We start from the raw sequence: 21766 nt of genomic DNA, 5'->3' as shown, positions 1-21766 counted from the left end.
AACATGTTTTTTATCGATTTTTTATGGAGATAATCTATTTTTAACCCAAAAATATTCTTTATCTAAAACATATCGTATTCTATCATGTAATCTATTTGCTCTGCCTTGCCAAAATTCTATTTCAATTGGTTTAATAATATATCCTCCCCAAAAATTGGGACGTGCTATTTCTTTACCTTCAAAATCTACTTCTAACTTATTTAATTTTTGTTCTAAAATATTCCTATCGGTTATTACCTCACTTTGATTGGAAACTAAGGCTCCTAGTTGACTTCCTCTAGGTCTAGATTCAAAATAACCATCACTTAAATTAGCTGCAATTTTTTCAACTTTTCCTTTAATAATTATCTGTCTTTCTGCGGCTTGCCAAAAAAATGAAATACAAACATTTGGGTTATTAGCAATTGCTTTTCCCTTTTCACTATTGTAATTGGTGTAAAAAATAAAACCTTCGTACGTATATTTTTTTAATAGCACTACTCTACTTTTGGGATAACCATCTATACCAATTGTAGATAAAGTCATCGCGTTGGTTTCATCTTCAGGAAAATGTTTATCGACTTCATGAAACCATTTTTGAAATAACTCCATTGGATTTTCTGGAGTATCTATTAGTAGTAGTGCTCCTTTTTCGTAAGATTTTCTGTAATTTCCTAGGTCTTTTTCCATAACTGCAATTTACACGTTTTTTAAATATTTTAGAATCGCTTCATCCAACTTTATTAAAGATTTAATAAAATATAAAAAATTGATTTTATAATTAAATTATGTAAATTCGTCAACCCTAAATTCTTAAAATGAGATTTGAAAATTCTTCATTAAGCAAACAATATACATATACAAAAGAAACACTTGATTTTGGTGTTTTTTATTTTTTTGATAGTTTCATCATTTCTGAAATGAACTATGGCATACATTTATGTTGGAAAAAAATTCAACAAATAATTAAACTTATCCAAAATCATTATGGATTAGATTGCAAAATTGGATATATTTCTAATAAAGTAAATTCCTATTCTTATGATCCCAATCTTTGGGGTAAATTTTACAAAGAATATGATTTCTTAATTGCTAGTGTATCTGTGTATTATTCGGATATTAATTATATTAATGCTACATTAGAAAAACAATTTTCTAAAAAAAGTATAAAACGTTCCGATTCTATTGAAGAAGCAGTTTCTTGGGTTTTAAATTTAGAAGAACTAAAAGAGAGCAATTAAAACTCAAAAAGTTTTCCATCTTCTGCTAATTCTACATTTTCAAAAATAGCATTTGCTTCTGTTTTAAAATCCTGAACGCCATCGTATCTAGTAGAATAATGGCCAAGAATTAAAGTGCCTACATTGGCTTTATTCGCAATAGATGCTGCTTGTTTAGCTGTGCTATGTTTTGTTGGTGCGGCAAGGCTTTCATTTTTTTCTAAAAAAGTAGATTCGTGATACAAGACATCTACCTCTTTAATTATAGGAATTATAGCTTCAGAATATGCGGTATCGCTACAAAAAGCATAAGTTTTAGGTTTATTAGCTGGCTTAGTAACTTTAGTGTTATCTATTAAAATGCCATCTTCATTTTCTACATCAAAACCCTTTTTTAATTTTCTATAATAGGCAACGTTAATATTGGCCTCTTCGACTTTACTTATATCCAGTTTACGCTCTCCTTCTTTTTCTTTAAATAAAAAACCGTTAGTATATATTCTATGATCTAGTGGAATAGTATGTACTTCTACAAGATCATTTTCAAAAATAATTTCAGAAGTTGTTCCATTTAATTCATGAAAAATTAACGGAAAATTAGTCCATGATTTAGCGATTTTCATTTGAAGCGTAATAATTTCTTTTAAGCCTTTTGGAGCATAAATATGTAATTCTGTTTCGCGAGTAAGTAATCTAAAAGTAGAAATAAGACCTACTAAACCAAAGAAATGATCACCATGTAAGTGCGAAATAAAGATATGTTTAATTCTATTAAACTTTACTTTATGTTTACGCAATTGTACTTGAGTACCTTCGCCACAGTCTATTAAAAACATATGGTTATTAATTTCTAGTACTTGAGCTGTAGGATTGGTGTTTACCCTTGGAGTTGCACTATAACAGCCTAAAATGCGTAGTTTCATTAAAAAAGTGATGCTTTATTTTTTGTTAATTCTTTTAAACTAGAATCAACAAAAAAATTAGAAACCTAAATCGCGTTCCATTTCTTCCATTTCTATAATATCATGCGCTTCTTGTAATGTTGGCACTACAATTATTTCGTCTGGAGTTTCGTTAAGGTTTATTTTATCTGTTACAATGACAAAAGATTTTTTTTCTTTTCTATGTGTATTTGATATTTGTAAAAACTCAACAATATTTTCTAATGTAATTGGGTTTATACTCGTTAAATTTACAATTATATTATCGTTTTTAAATCTTTCATATAACACATTTAGCTTTTTGACTAACTCAATTATTGAAGCTTTTTCTTGGGTTATAATCGTTATGTTTTCTTCTTTATCAAAAATCATAATTTACTGTTTTATTTTAGAAGCTAATAAATAAATTACTGCCATCCTAATAGCTACACCATTTTGTACTTGATCTAAAATAATGGCTTGTTTAGAATCTGCAACATCACTAGTAATTTCTACTCCTCTATTTATTGGTCCAGGATGCATAATGGTTATTTCTTTATCTAAAGCATCTAATATATTTTTATCTACTCCAAACTGTTGTGCATACTCTCTAGTTGTAGGAAAGTAGCTAATATCCATTCTTTCATTTTGTACGCGTAACATATTTGCTACATCACACCAATTTAAAGCTTTTATTAAATCTGTTTCTACTTTTACACCAAGCTTATGTATGTACTTTGGTATCAATGTTTTTGGCCCACAAACCATCACATTTGCACCTTGTAATTGCAATGCAAAAATATTGGATAATGCCACTCTACTATGCAAAATATCACCAACTATAACTACATTTTTACCTTTTACTTCTCCAAATTTTTCTCTTATAGAGTATGAATCTAATAGTGCTTGTGTTGGATGTTCATGCGCACCATCTCCTGCATTTATAATACTTGCATTTACATGTTTAGATAAAAATACTCCAGCTCCAGGATTAGGATGACGCATAACTACCATATCTACTTTCATAGAAAGGATGTTGTTTACTGTATCTATTAATGTTTCTCCTTTTTTAACTGAGGATTGTGCTGCAGAAAAATTAATAACATCTGCAGAGAGTCTTTTTTCTGCTAGTTCGAAAGATAATTTGGTACGTGTAGAATTTTCAAAAAATAAATTAGCTATAGTAATATCACGAAGAGAAGGCACTTTTTTAATTGGTCTGTTTATCACTTCTTTAAAATGATCAGCAGTTTTAAAAATGAGTTCTATATCTTGTTTGTTAAGATATTTAATACCTAATAAGTGATTTACACTTAACTCGCTCATATTGTTGTATTTTTCTCTCTTTAGTAGCAGTATTTAGCGTACTAATATTTTAATTTAAATTCTAATTACTAATTAAATACACGGCATCTTCACCTTCATTTTCTACCCAATTTACTTTCACTTTTTCGTTATTTATAGCATCTACTTGTCTGCCTCTATAATCTGGTTGAATGGGTAAATGTCTACTAAAACGCCTATCAATTAGTGTTAATAGTTCTATTTCTGTTGGTCTACCAAAAGATTGAATTGCTGTTAAAGCAGAACGGATGCTTCGTCCTGTAAATAATACATCATCAATAAAAACTACTTTTTTATCTTCAACTACACAGTCCATCTCTGTAGCGTTAGCTTCTAAAGGTTTATCACTTCGTCTAAAATCATCTCTATAAAAAGTGATATCTAACTGCCCAGATTGTAAGTTTTTAATTTTATAATCCTCTTTTAGTAAGGTAATTAGTCTATTTGCTAAATACTTACCTCTAGGTTGAATACCTATTAAAACAGTATTAGAAAAGTCTTTATGATTTTCAATAAGTTGACAAGCCAATCGATGAAGAATGATGTTTACCTCTTTTTCGTTAAGTAACACTTTTTGACTCATAGAATATCCAAACGTATTTGGTAAACAAAGTTACGGTAAAATTTTAGAAGTTGAAAGACTAATTATATGTATTAAAAAAGCCTCATATTTCTAAGAGGCTTTTTTAATTAAATTATTAACCTTTATTTTTTGATAAACTTTTTAGTGGTTTGTACGCCATTCACTTTTATACTTATAAAATAGACTCCCGCATGTAATTTGGTAACATTAATAGCATTGTTATTTACCGAATATGTATGGTTTAAAATTTTTCTTCCGTTTAAATCAAATATTGCAACCGAAGCTTCCTTTAAAGGATTAGATTCTATTTTTAAATAGTCAGTAACTGGATTGGGATATATTTTAATTTTAACTTCATTAAAAGTAACAGTAGATAAAGTAACATTAGACTCTAAATAATCTGGTATTTCATTACTATTAGTATCATCATCTAAAGGAGAACCATTATTATTATAATCTTCATTTATGGTTAAAACACCATCGCCATCATCATCATCATCTTCGAAGTTTTTTAAACCATCGTTATCGGTATCGTCATCATTAATATTTCCATTTCTGTTTGCATCTTCTCTAACATTATCAATTCCATCTGCATCATCATCTGCAGGAGTACAATTAGTAATATTTAAAATATAATCGAAGATATTAACTTCTGTATTTACTGTGTTTTTTACTTTGCTATATATGTAAGTATCTGTACTAAATGTAAAAACCGGATTAATAGGATTTAAATCATCTACAGCATCTTGGTAAGACAAGTGGTATGTAACTGTTAATTCATTATCGTACAAACCACAAAGCAGTGTATTATAGATTCTCCCTTCTGTTTGGTATAAATTATTTAAATATGCTGTTTCTACTCCGTCATTATCTACATCACAAAAATCGAATTGATATTGGCCATTTGGAGGTGGTGGGCAACAAGTAAATACATTTAAAGCAATAGTAATTTGCGAAGTTGCATACGTTGCGTTTACTGTGTTACTTACTCTTGCGTATACCGTTTCATTATTGGAAGTGTACGTATAAAAACGAGTTAATGGATTTATGTTATTTTGCGCATCTACTAAAGAATTATGATAGGAAACTTCTACATCTACTTGATGTCCTTTTACTGTAGTATTAAGTATAAACAAATCTATACAATCTGTATTATCAAAATTAATAAAAGTGGCATCATAAGCAACGGTTTGCGCATGTATAATTAAACTGTAAAAGAAGGCAAAAAAAAGAAGTACTTTATGTTTCATAATCATTTAGTTATATGGATAAAGGTATAAAAAAAACCTCTCCAAAAGGAGAGGCTTTTATTTATAAAAAAATTTCAGGAAAGACTATGCTTTTCCGTCTAATTTATCTTTAAGTGCTTGTAAAGCTTCATTAGCATCTCCTAAAGTAGGTTTTGCTTCAGCTGCTTGACTTGCTGCTTTTTTAACAGCTTCTTTTACATTCTTGATTTCTTCTTCTCTAAAGATAGCAGTATGCGATGCAACTACTCTTTTAAATTCTTTATTAAATTCGATAATCTTGAATTCTGCTGAATCTCCTTTTTTAAGTTTCTTACCATCTTCTTTTTCAAGGTGACGAGAAGGTACAAAGGCAACGATATCTTCATTAAATTCGATAGTTGCTCCTTTGTCTACAACTTCTGCAATTTCTGCAGTATGTGTAGTACCTAAAGCAAATTCAGTTTCGTATTTATCCCAAGGGTTTTCTGTTGTTTGTTTATGACCTAAAGATAATTTACGTCCTTCAACATCTAACTCAAGTACAACTACATCTAATTTATCTCCAACTGCACAAAACTCCGATGGATGTTTGATTTTCTTAGTCCAAGATAAATCTGAGATGTAAATTAATCCATCAATACCTTCTTCTAATTCTACAAAAACACCAAAGTTTGTAAAGTTACGAACTGTTCCTGAGTGTTTAGAACCTACAGGATATTTAGTTGTAATGTCTGTCCATGGATCTGGAGCTAATTGCTTGATACCAAGAGACATTTTTCTATCTTCTCTATCTAAAGTTAAGATTTGCGCTTCAACAACATCTCCAACAGATACGAAATCTTGAGCAGAACGTAAATGTGTAGACCAAGACATTTCACTTACGTGAACTAATCCTTCAACACCTTCAGCAACTTCAACAAAAGCACCGTAATCTGCAATAACTACAACTTTACCTTTTACTTTATCACCTACTTTTACTTCTTCTCCTAAAGCATCCCAAGGATGTTTAGATAATTGTTTAAGACCTAATTGAATTCTTGATTTGTTTTCATCAAAATCAAGGATTACAACATTTAATTTTTGATCTAACTCAACAATCTCATTTGGATGATTGATTCTAGACCAAGAAAGATCTGTAATATGAACTAATCCATCAACTCCTCCAAGATCAATAAATACACCATAAGAAGTAATGTTTTTAACAACACCTTCTAGTACTTGACCTTTTTCTAATTGACCAATAATTTCTTTCTTTTGTACTTCAATATCCGCTTCAATTAAAGCTTTATGAGATACTACTACGTTTTTAAATTCGTGATTAATTTTCACCACTTTAAATTCCATAGTTTTATTTACATACTGATCGTAATCTCTAATTGGCTTCACGTCAATTTGAGAACCTGGTAAGAATGCTTCAATACCAAATACATCTACAATCATTCCACCTTTAGTTCTGCATTTTACAAAACCGTTTACTATTTCACCAGTGTCATGTGCATTGTTTACTCTATCCCAAGCTTTAATTACACGAGCTTTTCTGTGCGATAATACTAATTGACCAGTTGCGTCTTCACGAACATCAATTAATACTTCTACTTTATCTCCTACTTTTAAACCTGGATTGTAACGAAATTCGTTTAATGAAATTACACCTTCAGATTTTGCGTTGATGTCAATAATTGCATCACGATCTGAAATGTGAATTACTTCACCTTCTACTACTTCATCATCTAAAGTATCTACGAAATTTTCGGATACTAATTTTTCAAATTCTTTTAATTGAGAATCTTCAACCTCATCAATACCTTCTTGGTAATTGTGCCAATTAAAATCTGCTAAGAATTTTTCTGGGTTTGCTTGTGCTTCAGAAACTTGAGGAGTTTCTTTTACTACTGCTTCCGTTGCTTCAACTTCCGCTTGTTTTGCTTTTTCAGCCATTAAATTAATTTAATAATGTAATTGTTTAATTTAAACGTCTTTACATTATGTTTTGTATTCTGTTATGTTTTAAGAAATGAAATGCGAGAACACACAGAAGTGTTAAAATTGTTTTATTTTATCCCTTTTATATTTCTACTATTCGCTAAAAGGAGTGCAAATTTACAATTATATTTTTGATTCTCAAATGTTTTCTAGTTGAAATTGAAGTTGTAATTTAGAAAAATAATCCATCTTAGCTACTTCGCTAAACGGAAGGAAGAACAATTCTACTTTAGCGGAATTCGTTAGGTTAAACAAACGAAGTTTTTAATTTATAATAAACCTAATTTATAATTTAAGATTTTTAACTACTCAGAATCCTTCAAAGTCATGTTAACTAGATCTAAAACTTTATTAAATTGTTCTTCTAAAGAAAGGTTCGAGTTATCTATTTCTACAGCATCCTCTGCCTTTACTAATGGCGAGTCTTCTCTATGCGAATCTATATAATCGCGTTCTTGTACATTATGCAGTACATCTTTATAAGAGACATTATCGCCTCTATTGATAAGCTCATCAAATCTACGTTGTGCTCTAGTTTCGGCAGAAGCAGTCATAAATATTTTTAATTCAGCATACGGAAAAACTACGGTTCCAATATCTCTTCCGTCCATTACTACGCCTTTATCTTTTCCCATTTTTTGCTGTTGTTTTACCAATTGGTAACGTACTTCTGGAATGGTTGCTATTTGGCTTACAAAACTGGATACTTCGAGTGTTCTAATTTGTTTTTCAACATTTACACTATTTAAATACACCTCAGCAAAGCCTAATTTTTCATTAAATAAAAAGCTGATATTAATTTCTGCTAGCTTTGCAACTAAAGCTTCTATGTCAAAATGGTTTTCATCAATAAAATCATGTTGCATTGCATATAGCGTAATAGCTCGATACATTGCTCCAGAATCTACATAAATGTAACCCAAATGTTTTGCTATTTGTTTTGCTACTGTACTTTTTCCTGTGGATGAAAATCCGTCGATGGCTATGGTAATATTATTCATATAATAAATTAGAGATGTCTAAATTATTTTTTATTGTAAATCAATTTGTAAACCGAAAAAGTTAGCATTTGCTGCACTTGTATATTTAGCGTGTGTATAACTAAAACGCAATTTGTTTAATTTGATTGAAATTCCTGCAGATAATCCAGAAAAGTTTCTTTGTTCAACAATTCTAAGTTCTTCTGCTCTTCTAAAGTTATAACCAAATCTAACTTGAAAACCTCCTTCTGGAAACAGCTCTGCTCCTATTATTGTATGACGTAAAACTTGATTAAAAAAACCAACTTCTTCTTGCGTTTGGTTTCCTTCTAGATCTGTTGTAGCTCTTGCTGGGTTTGAAGCTCCTATTGGCCATTTCTGCAAATTCTCGAAAGTTAAATGCCAACGTATTGGAACAAATTCTAATGTTTGCGACATACCAAAGTCTACCTCAAAGGGTAAAGGTTCATTTTGTCCAGCATAGGTAGTAATTTGTAATCCAGCATTTCTAAGAACCAATGTTGCTTGAAACTCTATGTCTTCGTTTATATAAATTAAGCCTGCATCTATAGCAGCTCCAATAGAGCTATATTCTTCTAGTTTTGAGGTGATTAATTTTATATTCCCTCCTAAATAAAAATTGGAATATCCTATTTGTCTTGCATGTCCAAACGAGACTGCTGCTTCATTACCGGAAAAGGAGGAAGTAGCATTACCTTGTTCATCATAACCATCAAAACTTCCATAATTAATATAAGTAACTCCTACATGATAGGTTAGATTTCTTCTATCTACAGTATATGCATATGCAGCAGTACCATAGTTTACACCACCTAAATAGCTAGAATAATTTACCGCTAACTGATTATCCATATCTAAATTAATAGTAGCTGGATTAAATATGGCTTGCGTTACATCGTAATCTACGTTAGTTAACACTTTTCCTCCAAGCGCTGCTTGACGAGGGGAAGACACCAAGTTTAAAAATTGGTATGTTGTTTCTCCTCCTAATTGCGCATTAGAAGTAACAAAGTACAAAAGACAAATACAAGTAAAATATTTCTTAACCATAAAGATGCAAAGTAACTAAATCTATCTTAAAACGTAGATATAAGAAATATATTTTTATTGAAGCTTTAACTTTTGCCCAATACTTAGATTATTGGATTCTAAATTGTTTAATTTTTTAAGGACATCTACTGATATATCATGCCTTTTAGCAATGTTGTACAAGTTGTCACCTTTTTTAACTGTGTAAAAAGAATTTAAAGAATTTTTAGTGGAAGCCTTCACATTTTCAATAATTTCTTCTGTATTTTCAATTTCTTCTGCTTTTTTAGTTACTTCTGTTTCCTTTACAACAGGACTAGATGTAACTACAGTAGGTCTATTTGTAGGAGCAGCATCTAAACCAGTTGGTGTTTGACCTGGACTCAACTTTGCTATAATTGTAGCTTCTTCTTGACTAATAACAGGGCTACTAGATTTTACTACTATTTTTTTAATGATTTTAAGTTGCTGACCAATACTTAATTTAGAATTAGATAATTTATTTTGTTTTATTACCTCTTCCTTGCTTAAACTATAGAGTTTTGCAATTTTAGAAATCGTTTCCTTTTTGGCTACATCATGTGTTTTTATATCTGTATAAATAACACCATTATTAGTAGTCTCTAATTTAGTTGCATCTGTTTTTGCATGTTCTAAAAAAACATATTCTCCTGTTTTAGTAGAAAGGAATGCTTCTTTTCCTTCTAGATTTATAGGAAGAAATTCTTCTTTAGCTTCTGCTTCTTGTGCAAAGGAAGCAAACGAAACGAAACAAGTTAAAATAAAAATTAGAGACCTCATAATTACAGTTTTTTATAATTCTTAACTTTAGAATTTGTTATTGCAATATCGATAACATCTTTCATTTCTGAAACATAATGGAAAGTTAATCCTTTTAAATAATCTGGTTTAATCTCCTCGATATCACGTCTATTATCTTCGCAAAGTAATATTTCTTTTATTCTTGCACGCTTAGCTGCTAGAATTTTTTCTTTAATTCCGCCTACAGGTAATACTTTTCCTCTTAACGTAATTTCACCAGTCATTGCTAAGCTCTTTTTTACTTTACGTTGCGTAAACAAAGATACTAAAGAAGTTAACATAGTAACACCAGCACTTGGTCCATCTTTTGGTGTAGCTCCTTCTGGTACGTGAATATGCACATTGTATTTAGCAAAAACTTCTGGATTAACTCCTAATTCTTCTGCATTTGCTTTAATATATTCCATCGCAATGGTTGCCGATTCTTTCATGACTTTACCAAGGTTTCCAGTAATGGTCATTGCTCCTTTTCCTTTAGAAAGAATGGATTCTATAAATAAAATATCTCCTCCCACTCTAGTCCAAGCTAATCCTGTAACTACTCCTGCTACATTATTATTTTCGTATTTATCTCTTTCTAGTTTTGGTCCCCCAAGCACAGTAATAATATCTTCGTTAGATACTTTTACATCGTATGCTTCTTCCATCGCAATATTTTTGGCTGCATAACGCACCATTTTTGCAATTTGCTTTTCTAAACTACGAACACCAGATTCTCTTGTATATCCTTCCACTATTTTTTCTAATTGCGGCTTTCCTATTTTAAGATGCTTGTCTGTTAAACCATGTTCTTTTAATTGTTTAGGTAATAAATGACGTTTTGCTATTTCTACCTTTTCTTCAATAGTATAACCTGTAACATTTATAATTTCCATTCTATCTCTTAAAGCAGGTTGAATGGTAGATAAACTATTAGAGGTTGCAATAAACATGACTTTAGAAAGATCGAAGCCCATTTCTAAAAAGTTGTCATAAAAGGCACTATTTTGTTCTGGATCTAACACTTCTAACATTGCAGAAGAAGGGTCCCCTTGATGCGAATTAGAAAGCTTGTCTATTTCATCTAAAACAAAAACCGGATTTGCAGTTCCTGCTTTTTTCAAACTTTGAAGAATTCGTCCTGGCATTGCACCAATATACGTTTTTCTATGTCCGCGAATTTCTGCTTCATCACGTAAACCACCAAGTGACATACGTACATATTCTCTACCTAAAGCTTCAGCAATAGATTTCCCTAAAGATGTTTTACCAACTCCAGGAGGTCCATATAAACAAAGAATTGGGGACTTCATATCGTTTCGCAATTTAATAACTGCAAGATGCTCGATGATACGTTGTTTTACATCATCTAAACCATAATGATCTCTATCTAATATTTTTTTAGCTCTTTTTAAATCAAATTTATCTTTAGAAAAATCATTCCAAGGCAAATCTAAAAACAGATCTAGATAGTTACGTTGTATGGAGTATTCTGCAACTTGCGGATTCATACGTTGCATTTTAGCTAATTCCTTTTTAAAATGCGCTGCAACTTTATCATCCCACTTTTTAGTTTTAGCACGAGTACGCATTTCTTCTACTTCTTCTCCAGACGAAACACCACCACCAAGTTCTTCTTGGATCGTTTTCATTTGCTGGTGTAAGAAATATTCGCGTTGTTGTTGGCTCATATCACTTTGAACCTTTAATTGAATATCATTTTTAAGTTCCAATTTTTGAAACTCTAAATTCATATATTTTAATGTTGCAAGAGCACGTTCTTTTAAATCATTATTTTCTAATAAAAGTTGTTTTTCTTTTACAGAAAGATTCATATTAGACGATACAAAGTTTATTAAAAACGAATTGCTTTCAATATTCTTAATTGCAAAAGAAGCTTCGCTTGGTATGTTTGGGCTATCTTTAATTATTTGTAAAGCAAGCTCCTTTATAGAATCTATAATAGCATCAAACTCTTTATTCTCTTTTGCTGGTTTAGCTTCAGGAACTTCACGAATGGTAGCATTCATGTAAGGTTCTTCTGTTATAACTTCTGCAACTTTAAAACGTTTTTTACCTTGAATAATCACTGTTGTATTACCATCTGGCATTTTTAAAACACGTAAAATTCTAGCAACAGTTCCAGTCTCGTGTATATCTCCTGCTTTGGGATCTTCTACACTTTCATCTTTTTGAGCAACAACTCCAATAACTTTACTTCCTTTATTGGCATCGTTAATTAACTTGATCGATTTATCTCTACCTGCTGTTATTGGAATTACAACTCCTGGAAACAAAACCGTGTTTCTTAAAGAAAGAATTGGTAAGGTTTCTGGTAGTTTTTCTTTATTTATTTCTTCTTCATCTTCAGGTGTCATTAATGGAATTAACTCTGAATTTTCATCAAAATCCTGTAATGACAAACTGTCAAGGCCTAATAAACTTGATTTTTTCATATATATATTTAAGTCATAATGTCATTAATTAAAATAATAACAAAATGATTTTTGTTTAAAATTAATACTATTTTTTAACTTATTACAATGAATACCAGCGTGTTGTTAACATTTTCCTAGTATTCATTCTATACATTAAAGTCAATTAATATGCCAATAGACAGAAAAAATAGAAAGTTTTTATTTGTAAACTGTAACAGTTTATCTTTATGCGTATCTATACTATAACAATTTGATTTAATTTTTTTGACACTAACCAACCAAAATATCGAACAGCTCATAGCGCTATGTAGATCTAACAACCAATTTGCGCAATTGGAGATTTACAATAGGTACTATAAAGCAATGTTTAATGTAGCATATAGAATTGTAAAAGATAGATTTGAAGCAGAAGATATTATGCAAGATTCTTTTCTTTCGGCTTTTACAAAACTAGACACTATAAAAGATACAATGACTTTTGGTGCTTGGTTAAAGCGAATTGTAATTAATAATAGTATTTATCATTTTAATAAAAATAATAAGTATCAAGACGTTCCTTTAGATGATGTATTGTATAAAATGGAAGACAATGATGGTATTTCTAGTGATTACGAGTTTACAAACTTAAAAGCGCAACAAGTTTTAGAGACTATGAAATTACTAAAAGACAATTACCGAATTGCGCTAACATTGCATCTTATTGAAGGATATGATTACGAGGAAATAAGTGGAATTATGAATCTTACTTATGCAAATTGCAGAACAACAGTTTCTCGAGCAAAAGAAAGCTTAAGAAAAAAATTAGAACTAGTAGAAAATTAATAAAGATGAAAAAAGACAATTTAGATACACTCTTTGATAATTTAAAAGATGATTTTGATGTAGAAACTCCTACACTAGATCATGAAAAAAGATTTTTAAAGAAACTAAACAAGCAAGAAATTGCATATACATCTAAACCAAAAAATAATTTTTGGAAACCTTTTCTTGGTATTGCTGCCACATTAGCAATTTTAGTTACTGTTTTTGTAACTACACAACAAGAAGAAACGGTTAATGATCTAGCAAGTATTTCTCCCGAAATGGCAGAAACACAAAATTTCTTTACTAATGCTATTGCAAGTGAATTAACAAAAATAGAACAAGAATCTAATCCAGAAACAAAATTATTAATTGCAGATGCAATGATGCAAATGCAACGATTAGAAAAAGAATATCAAGGCTTAAAAGAAGATTTATCGGAAAGTGGAGAAGACAAGCGCGTTATCTATGCCATGATTAGCAATTTTCAAAACAGAATTGATATTCTACAAAACACATTATCACAAATAGAAAACATTAAACAATTAAAGAATAATTATAATGAGAACAGCACAACTATATAAAACCCTTATAGCTTTTATGCTATTACCAATGTTACTTGTTGCAGGTACAAACCCTGTTCATATAGGAAAACATACCAAAGAAAAAGTAATAAAAAAAGAATTTAATGTTACTCCAGATGCTACTTTAAAAGTAGATAATAGTTATGGTAATTTAGACATTATTACTTGGGAAGAAAACCGAATAGTCTTTGAAGTTACCATAACAACAAATGGTAATGATCTAGAAAAAGTACAGGAAAAATTAGACGATATCTCTGTTAATTTTGAAGCTTCTTCTAACCAAGTTTCTGCAAAGACACTTTTTAACAATAGTAAATCTAGCTCTTGGTGGAAATGGAATAAAGGCAATAGCGTTAATATGAAGATTAATTACGTAATAAAAATGCCTATTACCAATAATGTAAACCTATATAATGATTATGGCAATATTAATCTAGATAAATTAAAAGGCAATACTGCAATTAATTGCGATTACGGAAAAATTACTACCAAAGAACTTTTAGGAGACACGAACAATATCAATTTTGACTACTCTAATAATTGCTATTTTGAATACATTAAAAAGGGAAAAATAAACGCAGATTATAGTGGCTTTACAGTAGCAAAAGCTAAAGATTTAGATATTATTGCAGACTACACAAAATCGGTTGTCGAAATTGCAGAAGATGTTACTTACGATTGTGATTATGGATCTATTTATATTGAAAAAGCAAATAATATAAAAGGAGATGGCGATTATCTTACAACTAGAATAGGAGATATTTACAAAAACCTAACTATTAATGCAGATTATGGTTCTATAAAAATTGAAAACATAACTGCAAATGCAAAAAATGTTAATATAGTATCCGATTACGTAGGAATAACTATTGGCTATCATCCTAACTATAACTTTAACTTTAATATAGATTTAGAATATGCTTCATTAAGAGATTATGAAGGATTAGAATTCACTAAAAAAAGAATTGAATCTACAGACAAATATTACGAAGGTTATAATGGGAATACAAATTCTGGAAACACACTTAGCATATCCTCCGATTACGGAAGCGTAACACTAAAGAGAAATTAATAAATAACAATCATCCATCAAAAAACGAAAATTATGAAAACTTTAAAATCATTTCAAAAATCTATTTTAATAGTTGCGACTATTTTATTAACTACGCAAACACAAGCACAATCTTGGTTTGGTAATAAAGTAAAAGGAAACGGTAATGTTACTACCATCTCTAGAACCACTAACGATTATGATGCTGTTGCTTGCACAGGATCTATGGACTTTATTTTAGTAAAAGGACAAGAAGGGAAAATTACTATCGAAGGAGAAGAAAACCTATTAGAACATATTGTAACAGAGGTAAAAAACAATACGTTGGTAGTAAAAGTAGAAAAAGGAGTTAACTTAAGTACTAGCTATAATAAAACGATTAAAATTACAATTCCTTTTGAAGATATAAACAAAGTATCACTAACAGGATCTGGAGATTTATGGAATACTAATACCATTAACACTACCGATTTAGATGTAGATTTAACTGGATCTGGAGATATTGTATTAGATATTAATACCAATAATGCAGAAGGAAGCGTAACAGGTTCTGGAGATGTAACTTTAAAAGGAAAAACGACTAACCTTGAAGCTAGTGTTACAGGTTCTGGAGATTTCAACGGAAACAGCCTACAATCAGAAAACACAGAGGTTTCTGTAACAGGTTCTGGTGATGCAGAAGTAGTTAGCACCGAATTTTTAAAAGCAAGAGTCTCTGGTTCTGGTGATATAGAATATTCTGGAAACCCTAAAAAAGAAGATACTAAAGTTGCTGGCTCTGGAAGTATTAGTCGAAGTTAGAAAATAATGACATAAAAAAAAGCCATTCAAATAGAGTGGCTTTTTTTATGTTTTAAAAAAGATTATTCGTAGATATACTCTCTTGTTGAATCTAAATCTCCTTCTATATAATCATTAGAACTTACAGGATAATTACTAGAGTTATACGTATACTCATAATTCTCATATACAACAGGAGTACCATTAACATCTTCTGTTAATGATATAAGATTATTAAATCCACCATCTATATAGCCTGAGAAATCTATGTTAATTAAGTTTAGCGTACGTAAATTAGAAATATTTTTAAACATCCCATTTCGGGTGTCATAAGCATAAACAGAATCTGTACCATCATCATAGCTTTCTGCTATAATTTGATTATTTTCCATAGTAATTATAGTCTCACTAAGAAAGCTAGTTTGAGATACATGGTCTCCACTATACTTCCTTTCCGTAATGGTTCCGTTGGTATTATAGGTAAGGTCAAATTTTAAACCTTCATTACCATTAGTAATATATACAACGTACGAAATCAATTCATCATCTGCATTGTATTCTGGTATCACATAGTCGAGGATACTACCATCTTCATAACTATTAATTCTAGTTAATACATCACTTTCATATATATACGTATTAACTAAATCTCCGTTTTCTGTAATAGATGTTAATTTATTTCCATCATAAGAGAACGTATCGGTATAGCTTGTACCATCTAATTCTGTCCAGATCATTTCTTTTAATAATAAATCTTCTGAATTAGTAGTTTCACAATCCAACCCATCTAAAGTACTTTGTAAACTTCCATCTGCATCACCACAAAGAGCAATTTCATTTTCTAGAGCAGTTTTATAGGCTAAACATAAATTATTATTTGTAGTATCTGCTGTGTAAGCTAATTCTGCACTACTTGTTGTTTCTTGTGCAGTTGCACAATCTTCTGTAATAGCCGGGCAATTTAACGCATCTAATAGCGTTTGTATTCCTCCAGTATCATCGCCACAAGCTGTAATAACATCTTGTAATGCAGCTGCATACGCATTACAAACAACTGCATAATTAGCATCGTCTGTTGGAGTTGTTCCATAAGCTGCAGAAGCAGTTGAAAGAGTTTGAGTTGCTTCTACACATGTAACATCACCTCCACCATCTGTGACAAAATCCCCTTCTAATGGTTCATCATTACAAGACAAAACAACAAGCATAAATAGTGATAAAATAAAAACACTAGCAATTTTTAAGTTTTTCATAAACATATTGTTAATTTAATTTATAATATAAACAAACTTAGTGAAATAATTTAATTTATATCTTCTTTAGGAACCCTAAACAAGAGAACTATTCCTATTAAAAAGAAAACAAATAAAAATAGTATGGCATTACGCATGCTACCTGTTATTTGGTCTATAGTTGCAAATATTACCATTCCAATAACAATTCCTATTTTTTCGGCTACATCATAAAAACTAAAATACGATGTCGTATCCTCTGTTTCTGGTAGAAATTTAGAATAAGTAGAACGGGCTAAACTTTGAATACCTCCCATTACTAAACCAACAAAACCTGCCGCTAAATAAAACTGAAATGGGGTTTGCATAAAATAGGCATAAAAACACAATGCCATCCAAACAAAATTAACAACAATTAAAGTTTTAATGTTTCCAAATTTAGATGAAGCTTTAGAGGTTAAATAAGCACCAAGTATCGCTACTACTTGAATTACTAATATACTTACAATTAGTCCTGTTGTTTTTTCACCATCAGTTCCCCAAGCTATTTCTTCTTCACCAAAATATACAGCAACTAACATAATAGTTTGCACAGCCATACTGAACACAAAAAAAGCTACTAAATATCTTTTTAGCCTAAGATTTTGTTTTAATTGACTCCAAACAATTTGTAATTCTTTTAAACCATTAAAAACAATAGCTTTAGTTACTTTATGACCAGAAGAAACTCCTTTTGGTAAAATATAAAAAGTGTATTGACTAAATAAAACCCACCATAAACCAACAGTTATAAAAGAGTAACGCATCATTTGCATTTTTTCTTCACCCGTTTCTTGAGTCATAACCATTGCTAAATTGATTATCAATAACAAAACGCTACCAATATAACCAAAGCTAAATCCTTTGGCACTAATACTATCTTGTTGTTCAGGGAATGCAATATCTGGTAAATAGGAATTGTAAAAAACCAAACTTCCCCAATACCCTATTAAGCCCATAAAATAGAACAGTAAACTTAAGTGTATATTTTCTATACTAAACCAGTATAAACCTATGCAACCAAAACCACCAACATAACAAAAGAACTTCATAAAATTCTTTTTATTACCAACATAATCAGCAATACCAGATAGAATTGGTGATGTAAAAGTTACCACTAAAAAAGTAAAAGCTGTAACATAAGTTATTAATGCTGTACTTTTAAAATCCATACCAAAAGCATGTACTGTTTTAATTTCGCTAAGAAATAAGGCAGAATAAAATATAGGAAAGATGGAAGATGCAATGGTAAGTGTATACACCGAGTTTGCCCAATCGTAAAATGCCCAGGCATTTAGAAGTTTCTGACTTCCTTTTTCAAGTTTATTCATAAAAAAAGCTGCTCTTTTTTGGAGCAGCTTCTAAAGTAAACAAATATTTTTAATTAGTACGAAAAACTAGTAATTGGTCGGAATGATTGTACCCCAAACTTTTTAGATTCGGCAATAGCTTGAGGTGCTAATGCTTTTAAGTTAGCAATTCTGCTATCATTAGATGGATGCGTACTTAATATTTCTGGTGGTGCTTCTCCTCCACTGTTTTCTTTCATTCTAACCCAAAGATTAGAAGCTTCTGTAGGATTATACCCAGCAATTCCCATTAAATATAAACCAATTTTATCTGCTTCGGTTTCATGACTTCTACTAAAAGGCAGCATAACTCCTACTTGTGAACCAATACCATAATATTGATTAAAAGTGTTTCTATCTTGCTCATTTTGTATTGCTATATTTCCTGCAATTGCAACTCCTTGTTGTATATAAGCAGCACTCATACGTTGTTGCCCGTGGTTTGCTAATGCATGAGCTACCTCATGTCCCATTATTGCTGCAACACCAGTTTCGCTTTGTGCAATTGGTAATATTCCTGTATAGAATACTATTTTCCCTCCAGGCATACACCACGCATTTACAGTAGCATCATTAATAAGGTTATATTCCCATTTATAATCTGCTAAATACCCTTGATGGCCATTAGCATTTAACCAACGTTCTGCAGCAACAGCAATACGTTGACCGACTCTAGTAATCATATCTGCTCTAGCAGTTCCAGTTTCTACATTACTTTCGGATAATACTTGATTATATTGAGCAAATGCAGTTGGAAACAATTGCGAATTTGGCACTAATGCCATAGTTTGTTTTCCTGTAAAAGGGTTTGTTGCGCAAGACAGAAAAACTACAATTGTACCGCATGCAATTATTGTATTTTTAAATTTCATTTTAGGTAAGTGTTTTAAATATTGACTATAAATTTACAAAAACTGTTCCTAAATCAGTATACAACAACACTATATTAATAGCAACAATATCGATAGAATACAAATAAATCCTATTAACGACTTCCCTTTATATGAATTTCACTAAAATTCTTATCTACTAACATATAAGAAGTTCCATTTTCATGTAAATGATTTAATGGAATTATTTCATTGTCAACCTCTATTTCTTCAATTTTAAAAGGTAGGCCATGAATATTTAATTTGAACGATTGGTAAGATGCTTCATATTTTCCTTCTTTATGTTGTTGCAAAATTAGCTCATTAGATTTACCAGTAAGTTTAATAGTTCTAAAACTATAACGTCCTTTTGTATAATCATAACCATCATGTGCATCATCAAATAATTGTGAACTTTCTTTTCCTTCTGTATAATAAATATCTAGAGTAAGTTCTTCTATATTTTTTTCACCAACATATTGTTGTACCGGATATTTTGGTATAACAGCTCCTGCTTTTATAAAAATTGGCATACTATCTATTTCTGCATCTACCCATTTTTCTTTACCTCCTTCTACGATCTCGTCTGTCCATATATTATACCAATTACCTCTTGGTATATACATGCGTCTTCCTTTAGCATTAGGTTCTAAAATAGGACATGCTAATATGTGATTACCAAAAACAAATTCGTCTGTTCTATAATGTGTTTGCGTATCTTCTTGATCGAACATTACTAAAGATTGAAGAATTGGTGTACCATGTTCTACTAAATTCCAAAAACAGGTATATAAATATGGAAGTAGTTGGTATCTTAATTCAATAAATTTTCTAACAATATCTGTTACATCCTCATCAAAAGCCCATGGTTCTTGATCACCATGATCTCCAGAAGAATGCACACGACAAAAAGGGTGGAAAATTCCTAATTGAATCCAACGTGTAAATAATTCGCCTTGAGGTTGTTCGGCAAACCCTCCAATATCACTACCTGCAAAACTAAAACCAGACATTGACATACGTTGTGCTTGTACGTTTGCAATCCATAGATGCTCCCAAGTTGCAACATTATCACCTGTCCAAGTAGAAGTATAACGTTGAGTACCAGAATATGCAGCTCTAGTAATTACAAATGGTCGTTTTGGATAATTAAACTTTTTTAAACCATGATACGTAGCTCTTGCCATTTGCATACCATACACATTATGTGCTTTTCTATGGCTACAAGGGTTACCATCATAATCATGGCGTACATCGTCAGGAAATGTTTTATTTGGCACTTCCATAACTGCTGGTTCATTCATATCATTCCAAACACCTTGAATACCTACGTCTTCAATAAGCTCTTGAAATAATCCTGACCACCAATCACGAACTTCAGGTTTTGTAAAATCTGGAAAATAACATTCTCCAGGCCAAACTTTACCTTTCATATATGGACCATCTGCACGTTTGCAAAAATAATCTTTATCTAGTGCTTCTTTAAACACCGAATATTCGTCGTCAATTTTTATTCCTGGATCAATAATAGCAACGGTTTTAAAACCATCATCTGCTAATTCTTTTACCATACGCTTGGGATCTGGAAAGTACTCTTTATTCCAAGTAAAGCATCTAAAACCATCCATGTAATCGATATCTAAATAAATAGCATCACATGGTATTTGTAGTTCTCTAAATTTATTGGTGATTTCCTTTACATTAGCTTCCGGGTAATAACTCCATTTACATTGATGAAATCCTAAAGCCCAAAGTGGAGGCAATTGATGTGGTTTACCTGTTAAATCTGTATATTTTTCTACAACTGTTTGAATTTTTGGTCCATAGATAAAATAGTAATCCATTTCTCCTCCTTGCGCCCAAAAACTAGTTACATTTCTTCTTTCTTGACCAAAATCGAAATACGAACGAAAAGTATTATCAAAAAAGATTCCGTAGGCTTTATTGTGATGTAATCCTGTAAAAAACGGAATTGCTTTATAAATAGGATCTGTTTCTTTACCAAAAGCATAAGAATCTGTAACCCAATTTTGAAATCGTTTTCCTTTTAAATTTAAATGTTCTGGTTTATCACCAAGCCCAAAATAACTTTCACGCTCGTTAACCACTTTACTCATTTTTACAATGTTCCCACCAAATTCATAACTTTCTTCCCAGTGAAAACCAATTTCATCTTGATTAACAAGCGTCATATCTAAAGCGTCATATAAAGAAACGCCTAAATTTTCTTTAGAAATTCTACAAATTAATTTTAAAGTAGAAACTTCATAATACTCCTCTTTTTCTTCAATTTCAAGCTTATTATAACCAGTACTTGCATATTTGGTTATAGCATATGAGAAATCGTTTTCAAAAGTTCCAGTTGTTGTATATCGAAAACGAAATACACTATCTCTTAATACTTTTAATTGTAGTATTACATTGTTCTCTGTATAAAAGAATAATGTGTCTACATCTTTTTTAAATTTTATAATTTTCGAAGGAAATAAATTCCCTTTTTGTTCTAATTCTGTATTTACAATCATCAAGTAATC

General features: G+C 30.7%; 20 protein-coding genes. 5 read left to right on the top strand and 15 right to left on the bottom strand.

Translation table 11 applies throughout. From position 1 onward, the window contains the following. Positions 1-21: 21 nt before the first annotated feature. On the bottom strand, positions 22-669 hold the full coding sequence (gene pdxH, locus ACVC3Y_RS04655) for a pyridoxamine 5'-phosphate oxidase (protein ID WP_452226247.1): 648 nt from the start codon (positions 667-669) through the stop codon (positions 22-24). Between the two features lie 128 nt (positions 670-797). Between pdxH and ACVC3Y_RS04650 the strand changes: the two genes are divergently transcribed. Beyond that, entirely contained in the window at positions 798-1220 is a 423-nt protein-coding gene (locus tag ACVC3Y_RS04650) for a hypothetical protein (RefSeq protein WP_452226246.1), read from the top strand. On the opposite strand, the gene ACVC3Y_RS04645 is transcribed toward ACVC3Y_RS04650, so the two are convergent. The 10 genes from ACVC3Y_RS04645 to lon form a co-directional block, all read right to left on the bottom strand. Then, on the bottom strand, positions 1217-2122 hold the full coding sequence (locus tag ACVC3Y_RS04645; RefSeq protein ID WP_452226245.1) for a ribonuclease Z: 906 nt from the start codon (positions 2120-2122) through the stop codon (positions 1217-1219). The genes ACVC3Y_RS04650 and ACVC3Y_RS04645 overlap by 4 nt on opposite strands. Positions 2123-2179: 57 nt before the next feature. Further along, positions 2180-2512 carry a ribonuclease Z gene (locus tag ACVC3Y_RS04640; protein WP_303424656.1) on the bottom strand — a complete coding sequence of 111 codons (333 nt, stop codon included), beginning with the start codon at positions 2510-2512 and terminating at the stop codon, positions 2180-2182. Positions 2513-2515: 3 nt separating this feature from the next. Then, on the bottom strand, positions 2516-3445 hold the full coding sequence (locus ACVC3Y_RS04635) for an aspartate carbamoyltransferase catalytic subunit (protein ID WP_303424654.1): 930 nt from the start codon (positions 3443-3445) through the stop codon (positions 2516-2518). A 61-nt stretch (positions 3446-3506) separates the two neighbouring features. Then, entirely contained in the window at positions 3507-4046 is a 540-nt protein-coding gene (gene pyrR, locus ACVC3Y_RS04630; RefSeq protein WP_303424652.1) for a bifunctional pyr operon transcriptional regulator/uracil phosphoribosyltransferase PyrR, read from the bottom strand. A gap of 122 nt (positions 4047-4168) precedes the next feature. Continuing rightward, on the bottom strand, positions 4169-5296 hold the full coding sequence (locus ACVC3Y_RS04625; protein ID WP_452226244.1) for a T9SS type A sorting domain-containing protein: 1128 nt from the start codon (positions 5294-5296) through the stop codon (positions 4169-4171). 84 nt (positions 5297-5380) lie between these two features. Beyond that, the gene (gene rpsA / locus ACVC3Y_RS04620; RefSeq protein ID WP_303424649.1) at positions 5381-7213 is read right to left on the bottom strand and encodes a 30S ribosomal protein S1; all 1833 of its coding nucleotides are present in this window, start codon (positions 7211-7213) and stop codon (positions 5381-5383) included. A gap of 350 nt (positions 7214-7563) precedes the next feature. Next, complete coding sequence (gene cmk / locus ACVC3Y_RS04615) at positions 7564-8259, bottom strand: (d)CMP kinase (protein WP_452226243.1); 696 nt, start codon at positions 8257-8259, stop codon at positions 7564-7566. Between the two features lie 30 nt (positions 8260-8289). Then, positions 8290-9309: a type IX secretion system protein PorQ gene (gene porQ / locus ACVC3Y_RS04610; protein ID WP_303424646.1), complete on the bottom strand. Its 1020-nt coding sequence runs from the start codon at positions 9307-9309 to the stop codon at positions 8290-8292. Between the two features lie 54 nt (positions 9310-9363). After that, positions 9364-10089 carry a LysM peptidoglycan-binding domain-containing protein gene (locus ACVC3Y_RS04605; RefSeq protein WP_303424644.1) on the bottom strand — a complete coding sequence of 242 codons (726 nt, stop codon included), beginning with the start codon at positions 10087-10089 and terminating at the stop codon, positions 9364-9366. Between the two features lie 2 nt (positions 10090-10091). Further along, positions 10092-12545, bottom strand: a complete 2454-nt coding sequence (gene lon, locus ACVC3Y_RS04600) for an endopeptidase La (RefSeq protein WP_452226242.1) — start codon at positions 12543-12545, stop codon at positions 10092-10094. Positions 12546-12791: 246 nt separating this feature from the next. On the opposite strand from lon, the gene ACVC3Y_RS04595 reads away from it, so the two are divergent. The 4 genes from ACVC3Y_RS04595 to ACVC3Y_RS04580 are packed head-to-tail and all read left to right on the top strand — an operon-like array spanning position 12792 to position 15764. After that, positions 12792-13349 carry an RNA polymerase sigma factor gene (locus ACVC3Y_RS04595; protein WP_303424639.1) on the top strand — a complete coding sequence of 186 codons (558 nt, stop codon included), beginning with the start codon at positions 12792-12794 and terminating at the stop codon, positions 13347-13349. Positions 13350-13354: 5 nt separating this feature from the next. After that, positions 13355-13912: a hypothetical protein gene (locus tag ACVC3Y_RS04590; RefSeq protein WP_452226241.1), complete on the top strand. Its 558-nt coding sequence runs from the start codon at positions 13355-13357 to the stop codon at positions 13910-13912. Beyond that, complete coding sequence (locus tag ACVC3Y_RS04585; protein WP_452226240.1) at positions 13890-14984, top strand: hypothetical protein; 1095 nt, start codon at positions 13890-13892, stop codon at positions 14982-14984. The genes ACVC3Y_RS04590 and ACVC3Y_RS04585 overlap by 23 nt, the downstream gene beginning before the upstream one ends. Before the next feature lie 33 nt (positions 14985-15017). Beyond that, positions 15018-15764: a head GIN domain-containing protein gene (locus tag ACVC3Y_RS04580; RefSeq protein ID WP_452226239.1), complete on the top strand. Its 747-nt coding sequence runs from the start codon at positions 15018-15020 to the stop codon at positions 15762-15764. Positions 15765-15826: 62 nt separating this feature from the next. Here ACVC3Y_RS04580 and ACVC3Y_RS04575 read toward each other — a convergent pair whose 3' ends face one another. The 4 genes from ACVC3Y_RS04575 to ACVC3Y_RS04560 form a co-directional block, all read right to left on the bottom strand. Next, positions 15827-16996, bottom strand: a complete 1170-nt coding sequence (locus ACVC3Y_RS04575) for a hypothetical protein (RefSeq protein ID WP_303424633.1) — start codon at positions 16994-16996, stop codon at positions 15827-15829. A gap of 50 nt (positions 16997-17046) precedes the next feature. Then, entirely contained in the window at positions 17047-18345 is a 1299-nt protein-coding gene (locus ACVC3Y_RS04570; protein WP_303424632.1) for an MFS transporter, read from the bottom strand. 53 nt (positions 18346-18398) lie between these two features. Next, positions 18399-19235 (bottom strand): M48 family metallopeptidase, encoded by an 837-nt coding sequence (locus ACVC3Y_RS04565; protein ID WP_303424630.1) that lies wholly within the window; start codon positions 19233-19235, stop codon positions 18399-18401. A gap of 113 nt (positions 19236-19348) precedes the next feature. After that, complete coding sequence (locus tag ACVC3Y_RS04560; RefSeq protein ID WP_303424628.1) at positions 19349-21757, bottom strand: glycoside hydrolase family 31 protein; 2409 nt, start codon at positions 21755-21757, stop codon at positions 19349-19351. Positions 21758-21766 lie beyond the last annotated feature (9 nt).

Source organism: Lacinutrix cladophorae, from assembly GCF_053604645.1.
The sequence above is the reverse complement of the archived record's forward strand: the minus strand, read 5'-3'. Positions and strand labels throughout refer to the sequence as shown.

Coding starts and splice junctions, on each gene's coding strand:
- pdxH (WP_452226247.1), bottom strand. CDS start 669: ATGGAAAAAGACCTAGGAAATTACAGAAAATCTTACGAAAAAGGAGCA.
- ACVC3Y_RS04650 (WP_452226246.1), top strand. CDS start 798: ATGAGATTTGAAAATTCTTCATTAAGCAAACAATATACATATACAAAA.
- ACVC3Y_RS04645 (WP_452226245.1), bottom strand. CDS start 2,122: ATGAAACTACGCATTTTAGGCTGTTATAGTGCAACTCCAAGGGTAAAC.
- ACVC3Y_RS04640 (WP_303424656.1), bottom strand. CDS start 2,512: ATGATTTTTGATAAAGAAGAAAACATAACGATTATAACCCAAGAAAAA.
- ACVC3Y_RS04635 (WP_303424654.1), bottom strand. CDS start 3,445: ATGAGCGAGTTAAGTGTAAATCACTTATTAGGTATTAAATATCTTAAC.
- pyrR (WP_303424652.1), bottom strand. CDS start 4,046: ATGAGTCAAAAAGTGTTACTTAACGAAAAAGAGGTAAACATCATTCTT.
- ACVC3Y_RS04625 (WP_452226244.1), bottom strand. CDS start 5,296: ATGAAACATAAAGTACTTCTTTTTTTTGCCTTCTTTTACAGTTTAATT.
- rpsA (WP_303424649.1), bottom strand. CDS start 7,213: ATGGCTGAAAAAGCAAAACAAGCGGAAGTTGAAGCAACGGAAGCAGTA.
- cmk (WP_452226243.1), bottom strand. CDS start 8,259: ATGAATAATATTACCATAGCCATCGACGGATTTTCATCCACAGGAAAA.
- porQ (WP_303424646.1), bottom strand. CDS start 9,309: ATGGTTAAGAAATATTTTACTTGTATTTGTCTTTTGTACTTTGTTACT.
- ACVC3Y_RS04605 (WP_303424644.1), bottom strand. CDS start 10,089: ATGAGGTCTCTAATTTTTATTTTAACTTGTTTCGTTTCGTTTGCTTCC.
- lon (WP_452226242.1), bottom strand. CDS start 12,545: ATGAAAAAATCAAGTTTATTAGGCCTTGACAGTTTGTCATTACAGGAT.
- ACVC3Y_RS04590 (WP_452226241.1), top strand. CDS start 13,355: ATGAAAAAAGACAATTTAGATACACTCTTTGATAATTTAAAAGATGAT.
- ACVC3Y_RS04585 (WP_452226240.1), top strand. CDS start 13,890: ATGAGAACAGCACAACTATATAAAACCCTTATAGCTTTTATGCTATTA.
- ACVC3Y_RS04580 (WP_452226239.1), top strand. CDS start 15,018: ATGAAAACTTTAAAATCATTTCAAAAATCTATTTTAATAGTTGCGACT.
- ACVC3Y_RS04575 (WP_303424633.1), bottom strand. CDS start 16,996: ATGAAAAACTTAAAAATTGCTAGTGTTTTTATTTTATCACTATTTATG.
- ACVC3Y_RS04570 (WP_303424632.1), bottom strand. CDS start 18,345: ATGAATAAACTTGAAAAAGGAAGTCAGAAACTTCTAAATGCCTGGGCA.
- ACVC3Y_RS04565 (WP_303424630.1), bottom strand. CDS start 19,235: ATGAAATTTAAAAATACAATAATTGCATGCGGTACAATTGTAGTTTTT.
- ACVC3Y_RS04560 (WP_303424628.1), bottom strand. CDS start 21,757: ATGATTGTAAATACAGAATTAGAACAAAAAGGGAATTTATTTCCTTCG.